The sequence below is a fragment of the uncultured Campylobacter sp. genome (assembly GCF_938045225.1).
Taxonomy (GTDB): domain Bacteria; phylum Campylobacterota; class Campylobacteria; order Campylobacterales; family Campylobacteraceae; genus Campylobacter_A.
The window spans coordinates 1-3,031 of sequence record NZ_CALINL010000016.1 but is presented as its reverse complement, the minus strand read 5'-3'; the positions used below and the strand labels follow the sequence as shown (position 1 = coordinate 3,031).

The following is a 3,031-nucleotide window of genomic DNA, read 5'->3' as shown; positions in this document are numbered from 1 at the left end:
AAAAACTCGATAAAAAGCTGGTTTTTACGCCGCGAGTCAAGCGATTTTTTGTTATCTTAGCGCTTGCCGTTATCGCTAGCTACATCGTTTATATAGCGACGCAGTACCGCGTGAATTTAGGCGTCGTCCTGCCGCTCGTGCTCTCTTTCGCGCTTAGCTTTTTGCTGGAAAAGGCAAAATTTAAAGCCTACGAAAAAAGCGCTCGCAAAAAGCTAGCCTTGATGCCGGAGCTTAAAATCATCATGATAACGGCAAGTTTTGGCAAAACCAGCATCAAAAATTTCCTATTTGAGCTGCTTAAAAACGATTTCGTCTGTCGTAAAACCCCTCGCAGCGTAAACACGCTAGCAGGCCTTATCCAAGACATAAACAACGAACTTGCCGCCGGTACGCAGATATATATCGCCGAGGCGGGCGCACGCCTAAAAGGCGACATCGCGCAGATCACGGAGTTTTTGAACCCGCAGATCGCAATCGTCGGCGAGATCGGTGCGCAACATATCGAGTACTTTAAAACGCTCGAAAATATCCGCGCCACGAAGCTTGAGGCTCTTAGCTCAAAGCGCCTAGAAAAGGCTTTCGTGCACAGTAGCACGCAGGCAAACGAGGGCGAAAAGATAGAAATTTACGATAGAGATCTAAACGGCGTGGAGGCGAGCTTGGATGGGATCAAATTTAAGCTCGGCAAGAGGGAATTTGCTTCGCCGCTGCTTGGTAAATTTAACGCCGCAAACCTAGCCGTCTGCGTCAAAACCGCGCTATATCTGGGGCTAGACGAAGCTAGGATCGCCTCCGCTCTTGCGCGTTTAAAAAACGTCGAGCATAGACTCGAGCGTATCGATGCCGGCGGCAAAATCATCATCGACGACGGTTTTAACGGCAACTTTAACGGTATGAGCGCGAGCTACGAGCTAGTCGCAGGCTACGAAGGGCGCAAGGTGCTCGTGACGCCCGGTATCATGGAGAGCAGCGACGAGGAGAACGAAAAACTAAGCAAGATCATAAACAAAACCTTTGATATCGTTATGCTGACAAGCTCGCTAAACGCCGTCGCGCTGCTAAAGCACCTAAGCAGGCCAAAAGTCATCGTCATCAAGGACAAATCAAAAATGCAAGAAGCCTTGGCGCAAAATACCAAAGCGGGCGATTTTATCCTTTTTTCAAACGACGCGCCGAGCTTTATGTAGGCGTAAATTTGGTTTGAGCGGCGCAGTCAAATTTAGTGGCGCCGCTTCTAGCTACTCAAATTTGATTTGAAATTTACTCTGCTCACATCGGCGGAGATTGATTTGAAAAAATGCCTTTTCAAGATGCAGGTTATACCAAGCGCCGATTGCCGCAGATGAAAGATAAAATAGGGTGGTTAAATTTTAACGACTCAAATTTAACCCCAAATTTGAAGTTAAATTTAAAAAGGGGTCTTACGACCCCTTGGCTACTTTATTACAGCCATCTTTCTGCGCATATACGCGATCCTGCTTTGTAGCGGGAGGTGTTTAGGGCAGTTATCTTCGCAGCCTAGCAGCGTCATACAGCCAAATACGCCGTCATCGTCGCCGATAAGCTCGTAAAAGTCCTCATCGGTTCGTTTATCAAGCGCGTCGATTTTAAATCTAGCTACGCGGTTAAGTCCGACCGCACCGATGAAATCAGGCCTCATGATAGCCGTACCGCACGCAGCTACGCAGATACCGCACTCGATGCAGCGGTCAAGCTCAAATACCTCTTGCGCGACTTCAGGTTCGACTTTCTCCTCAAGCTTAGAGATATCGGTCTCGTGGTCGGTGTGTATCCAGCTCTCCACGCGCTTACTCATAGCGTTCATCCAGTTGCCCGTGTCTACGCTTAAGTCTTTTAGCAGTTTAAATACCGGCAGAGGCATAAGCTCGATCACGCCGTTTGGATAGTCTTTGGTTAGCGTACGGCAAGCAAGCTTTGGCGTACCGTTAACTAGCATACCGCAGCTACCGCATATACCGGCGCGGCAAACGAAGTCAAAGCTAAGATCCGGGTCAAATTTCTCGCGAATTTGATTTAACGCTATAAAAAGCGTCATGCCGTCGGTTTCCTCTAGCTCGTAGCTCGCGAAATGCGGCTTTGAAATTTTGCTTAACGGATTATATTTAAATGCTTTTATGGTTATTTTTCTACTCATATCCTATTCCTGCTCTTTCGTTTGGTGCTTTATATTTAGGCTGAAGATCATAGTGCATTAGCGCTTCTTGGATCTCATATCTGCCCTTGCCTTCGGCTTCCATTTTGGCACGGATTTCATCGACCTGCGCTTGACGTACAGCGCTATCTGGGTGCTCGATGATGTTACCCTTAGCTCCGTATCCGCGGAATGCCGGCGGAATTTCCATTTTCATAATATCAAGCGGCTCATACACGATAGTCGGTAGCGTATCGCCCTCTTTCCAGCTAGTTAGAGTTCTGTTTAGCCAGTTTAAGTCGTCGCGTTTCGGATAGTCCTCGCGGCAGTGCGCTCCGCGGCTCTCTGTTCTATCAAGCGCACCTTTTGCGATGCAAAGTGCTAGTTTTAGCATCTTTGGCACGCGGTAAGCCTCTTCAAGCTCTGGGTTGCCAAATAGTGCTTTGTTGCTTACTTTTACATCAAGTGACTCTTTGTAGAGTGCTTCAAGTTCTTTAACAGCAAGCTCTAGACCTTTGCCTGTTCTAAATATCGCAACGTGTTCCCACATTACCTCTTTCATCTTGTTTTTGATATCAAAGACGTTAAATTTGCCCTCTTTTGTGACGAGGCTATTTAGATAGTCTTCTTGTTTTTTAACAAATTTCTCGATATCAGCTGTGTTTATCTCGATCTCGTGGCTAGCGCAATAATCTGCAAAATAATCACCAACGATCATACCAGCGACAACTGTCTCAGAAACTGAGTTACCACCAAGGCGGTTAAAGCCGTGCATATCCCAGCAAGCAGCCTCTCCAGCGCTAAATAGACCAGCTAGTGTTGGGCTCTCGCCAGTTGGTTTTGTCTTGATGCCGCCCATTGAGTAGTGCTGCATAGGTA

The 3,031-nt window shown here is 47.2% G+C and carries 3 protein-coding genes; 1 reads left to right on the top strand and 2 read right to left on the bottom strand.

Annotated elements, in window-relative coordinates; genetic code table 11:
* The coding region (murF, locus tag Q0200_RS01325; protein ID WP_297936868.1) for a UDP-N-acetylmuramoyl-tripeptide--D-alanyl-D-alanine ligase at positions 1-1,187 on the top strand (1,187 nt) is incomplete at its 5' end.
* 248 nt (positions 1,188-1,435) lie between these two features.
* On the opposite strand, the gene Q0200_RS01320 is transcribed toward murF, so the two are convergent.
* Both Q0200_RS01320 and Q0200_RS01315 read right to left on the bottom strand, forming a co-directional pair.
* Positions 1,436-2,155, bottom strand: a complete 720-nt coding sequence (locus tag Q0200_RS01320) for a fumarate reductase iron-sulfur subunit (protein WP_297936866.1) — start codon at positions 2,153-2,155, stop codon at positions 1,436-1,438.
* The coding region (locus Q0200_RS01315) for an FAD-binding protein (protein WP_297936864.1) at positions 2,148-3,031 on the bottom strand (884 nt) is incomplete at its 5' end. The genes Q0200_RS01315 and Q0200_RS01320, both read right to left, overlap by 8 nt.

Bases quoted from the DNA above. Each gene is read 5' to 3' on its own strand.
- Q0200_RS01320 (WP_297936866.1), bottom strand. From the start codon at position 2,155: ATGAGTAGAAAAATAACCATAAAAGCATTTAAATATAATCCGTTAAGC.